4 protein-coding genes are annotated in these 3,279 nt (G+C 60.8%); 2 read left to right on the top strand and 2 right to left on the bottom strand.

Features of this window, described 5'->3' with window-relative positions:
• Positions 1–139: 139 nt before the first annotated feature.
• Complete coding sequence (locus ACFPOB_RS30115; protein WP_156330450.1) at positions 140–403, bottom strand: hypothetical protein; 264 nt, start codon at positions 401–403, stop codon at positions 140–142.
• Between the two features lie 490 nt (positions 404–893).
• Between ACFPOB_RS30115 and ACFPOB_RS30110 the strand changes: the two genes are divergently transcribed.
• Entirely contained in the window at positions 894–1,799 is a 906-nt protein-coding gene (locus ACFPOB_RS30110) for a Crp/Fnr family transcriptional regulator (RefSeq protein ID WP_377801838.1), read from the top strand.
• A gap of 550 nt (positions 1,800–2,349) precedes the next feature.
• Here ACFPOB_RS30110 and ACFPOB_RS30105 read toward each other — a convergent pair.
• Positions 2,350–2,622 carry a helix-turn-helix transcriptional regulator gene (locus ACFPOB_RS30105; RefSeq protein WP_377801839.1) on the bottom strand — a complete coding sequence of 91 codons (273 nt, stop codon included), beginning with the start codon at positions 2,620–2,622 and terminating at the stop codon, positions 2,350–2,352.
• Positions 2,623–2,801: 179 nt separating this feature from the next.
• Here ACFPOB_RS30105 and ACFPOB_RS30100 point away from each other — a divergent pair, with 179 nt between their 5' ends.
• Entirely contained in the window at positions 2,802–3,245 is a 444-nt protein-coding gene (locus tag ACFPOB_RS30100) for a hypothetical protein (protein WP_054211494.1), read from the top strand.
• Positions 3,246–3,279 lie beyond the last annotated feature (34 nt).

Raw genomic sequence — 3,279 nt, 5'->3', positions numbered from 1 at the left:
CCCTGGCCGGATAATTCTCGGAATCCCGACCGGTTAATTCTCGGAACAGTGGCCGGTTAATTATTGGATTACCCGGCCGGTCGCGTCGGAATCTGCAGCCATCTTGGCCCGCGCGAGAAATCTTCTACACCGCAAGAGATCAGCACAGCTTTCTGCGCGACACCTTAATTTCGATCAATCGCGCATCCGGGCAGCGATTTCGACGTGGCCACGTGTAAGCAGCGCTTTTGACCTCGATCAAAGCAAACGGCATCCTGTCGTAGTGGAATGGATACGCGGGCTTGCACGCATCGCGTATCTGGATCACTCGACCCCCGGATCCGCGGCTGACGTTCAGCGCAAACGAACTTTCGACGGCTATGGTGCGGATGTTCAGGTTCATTGCATTGGTTGTCGTCTGCATGGTTTCCCTACTGTGGCTGGGGGAAGCATCGTGGGCGCACGAGAACCGTGCGGCACGAGAGCAGGCCAGTCCGGCGATACATTCGACCGTCATCGTGACGTCCGCGGGCGAAGACGGTTGTCTGCCCCGGCACGCTTGCTGCCGGACAGTCTGCGCGCAATGTCAGGTATCTCAGCATCCATATCGCTGTGACATCATTCGAGCGTCGCTCACGTCTGCGGTAATCGTGGTTTCTCGCGAAGATCACGTACACTCGGTTATTGTCGGTCGCGATCCGCCCGTCCCCAAAGCCTATCTCTATTAGGCCGCTGCGCTCGCCTTCGATGCGTCCCCTGCCGACATAGGTCGGCCAGCACACGATCGTGAGCCGTGTCGTGCCGACCGAGGGTGTCGGACGCGCTGAGCCGGCGAGCTCGGGATTTCATCCAGAATGCTGATGGGCTGCCAAGGCAGCCGCCGCAACGGGCCAGGTGCGCCCGGGAGGTGCAATATGAATTTGGATCGAGCGTCTATTTCTGAGGAGATGGCCCGGTCGCTCCCTCGCAACGATTGGGAAAATATCAAGTGCGAGCGGAATGGGCCGACCTTTCGTGAATTGGCATTGCGTGAACTGGCCGACGGGGCGAGTGCGTCGGTTCACGACTTGAGCAGACGTCCGCGCCGTAGCCTGACGGGCGCTGACGGTGCACCGCGGCCCGCTGCCGATGCACCTTCGTCAACCGAGGGGTATCGGTTGTTGCCGCGCTACCGATCGGGCGATCGAAAAATCGAAGCGGGCCGCGACCTCTTCAGCGTTGGGTCGACGGGCAACGCCATCTTCAACCTGATCGATGGCTGGGTGGCTCTCTATACCCAGCTTGAGGATGGCAGGCGCCAGATCGTCCAGTTCGCATTGCCCGGCGCCATACTGGGCGTCTTGCCATCAAATCGGTCGCGGGCAACGTTCGGGGCGCTGGCGCTGACCGACGTGGTGGCGTCCGTGATCCCGACCTCGATGCTTGCGACACTGTCCCGCGATGAGCCGGAGCTGACCATGCGTCTGGCGCGCTCGCTGGCCCGCGATTGCAGCCTGGCGTTTGATCACCTGACGAGCATCGGGCGCCGGTCCGCGCGAGAGCGGGTCGCCCACCTCATATTGGAGCTATTTGCCCGCTACCGCGCTCAATGGCCGGGCAATCGCATTGAGGAAATGCCGCTCCCGCTCACGCAGGAGCAGATCGGCGACGCGACGGGGCTGACGTCGGTTCACGTCAATCGGGTCCTCAGCGGGCTGCGGAAGGAACGCATCGTCGAGTTCCATTATCGTCGGCTTCGGATCCTTGATCCCGATAGGCTAATTGAAGTGGCAGGTGTTGAACCGGAAATTGTGACGGCATGGCTTGAGCGGCAGCCCTAGCCGCTCAATTTAGATTTCGGTTGCCGCCATTGACCTCGAATCATCCTGCTTGCGAGGCCGACTGGCTTGGCTGGTTCTGGCGTAATCGCGGTTCGAAGGACGTGACGCCATCGGGGCTGCGCATAGACTCTTCCCTGGCGGGCATTGCCGCAGCGGTTGCGGGGGTGAAATCCGAACCCTTAGCGCGCCGCTCTGCAAGGAGCTCGCCCGAGCGGTTTACCGCAGCAGCGGCCAGGCTCCAAGGGTGACGATGGCCAGTGCTGCGGCGATTTCCAACCCGAAGCCAACCCGCGATCGCCAGCCAGCGGTTCGGTCCAGCAAGCTTACCAACTGGGTGCGGGGCAGGATCGCGAGCAACAGGAAGGCGACGATCGTCAGGAACTTGAAATACGGAAAAAGGCGTTCAGCTTGGAAGTCGACGAGGCCCCAATCCCGTCTGCACTGAAAGCAGTGGCGGCTGAACGTGGATGGATATTAATGCAGACGTTCGCGGCGCGCGGATTACGGTCATGTGAATGATGGGCTCCTGCCGCCAACGTCCAGGTGCGGGTCACTTCGGGGCGGAGTCAGAGGCTGCGCCAGTAATGACCAATGGTAACCGAAAGCCTTCCCCTTTGGTGGCTAGAGCTCTCAGGAACTCCACGCCCCGATCTTCTAGCGCCTGCTGAACCATTGCGGCGCCCTTCAGATAGCGGTCGGAGCGAGGATGGGTTTCGACCCGCCCGAGAGTCCGTCGGCTGATGCCTGCTTGCTTGGCCAGTTCGTCTGGGCTCAATCCGAGCGCAATTCTTGCCGCTTTCAATACGTTAGCGCCAGGGACCATGCCCATGGCATCGCACGCGCGGGTCCCGGAATCCAGCTTGTCAACACTTGTCCGATATAGGACTCATGTGTCCTGAATAGGCCCTATATGGCCATTTTTGGACAAACATTATGGACGGACCTACTGCGCTTCGATAGGGTGCGGCGAATCGCCAAGGCCCCTGAATTGGAAGGCAAGGTATGGAAGTCTTTGTTTGTGCAGGTTCCGGGCAGGGCATCGGACGGACAACGGCCAGTCTGTTGCTCGCCTGCGGATTCTTCGAGATGGGATTGGAGCCTCTGCTGATCCAGGTGTTGGCCTCCGGGGAGCCACCGGCGTTGCGGGCGGACGAAGAGGCCCCCTTTGAGACGGCTCGGCTTGTCCTTGCCGATGCATCCTCGATCGGGAGCGAAATCAAGGATCTTGCCGGTCGGCATACCGAACTCGGTCCGGTCATCGTTGATCTACCGGCCCAGCTCTTTCCCGAGGAACTTCTTTGCGATCCTAGGTCTCGGTTTCTGCTGCCGATGATGACGGATAAGGCCGCGATTCAGCGCGTTGTTGGCGACATGCTCGATGTGTGCACGGCGGTGAGAAAACCATCCAGTGGAGCGCCGGCGTTTGTGCCGGCGCGGGCGGCGTAAAAGTCGGCCACTGGATAGGCTGACCCCTTTCGGG

The organism is Allobosea eneae (assembly GCF_042657265.1).
Taxonomy (GTDB): Bacteria; Pseudomonadota; Alphaproteobacteria; order Rhizobiales; family Beijerinckiaceae; genus Allobosea; species Allobosea eneae.
This window is presented reverse-complemented; position numbering and strand designations above follow the sequence as displayed.

Bases quoted from the DNA above. Each gene is read 5' to 3' on its own strand.
- ACFPOB_RS30100 (WP_054211494.1), top strand. From the start codon at position 2,802: ATGGAAGTCTTTGTTTGTGCAGGTTCCGGGCAGGGCATCGGACGGACA.
- ACFPOB_RS30115 (WP_156330450.1), bottom strand. From the start codon at position 403: ATGCAGACGACAACCAATGCAATGAACCTGAACATCCGCACCATAGCC.
- ACFPOB_RS30105 (WP_377801839.1), bottom strand. From the start codon at position 2,622: ATGGTCCCTGGCGCTAACGTATTGAAAGCGGCAAGAATTGCGCTCGGA.
- ACFPOB_RS30110 (WP_377801838.1), top strand. From the start codon at position 894: ATGAATTTGGATCGAGCGTCTATTTCTGAGGAGATGGCCCGGTCGCTC.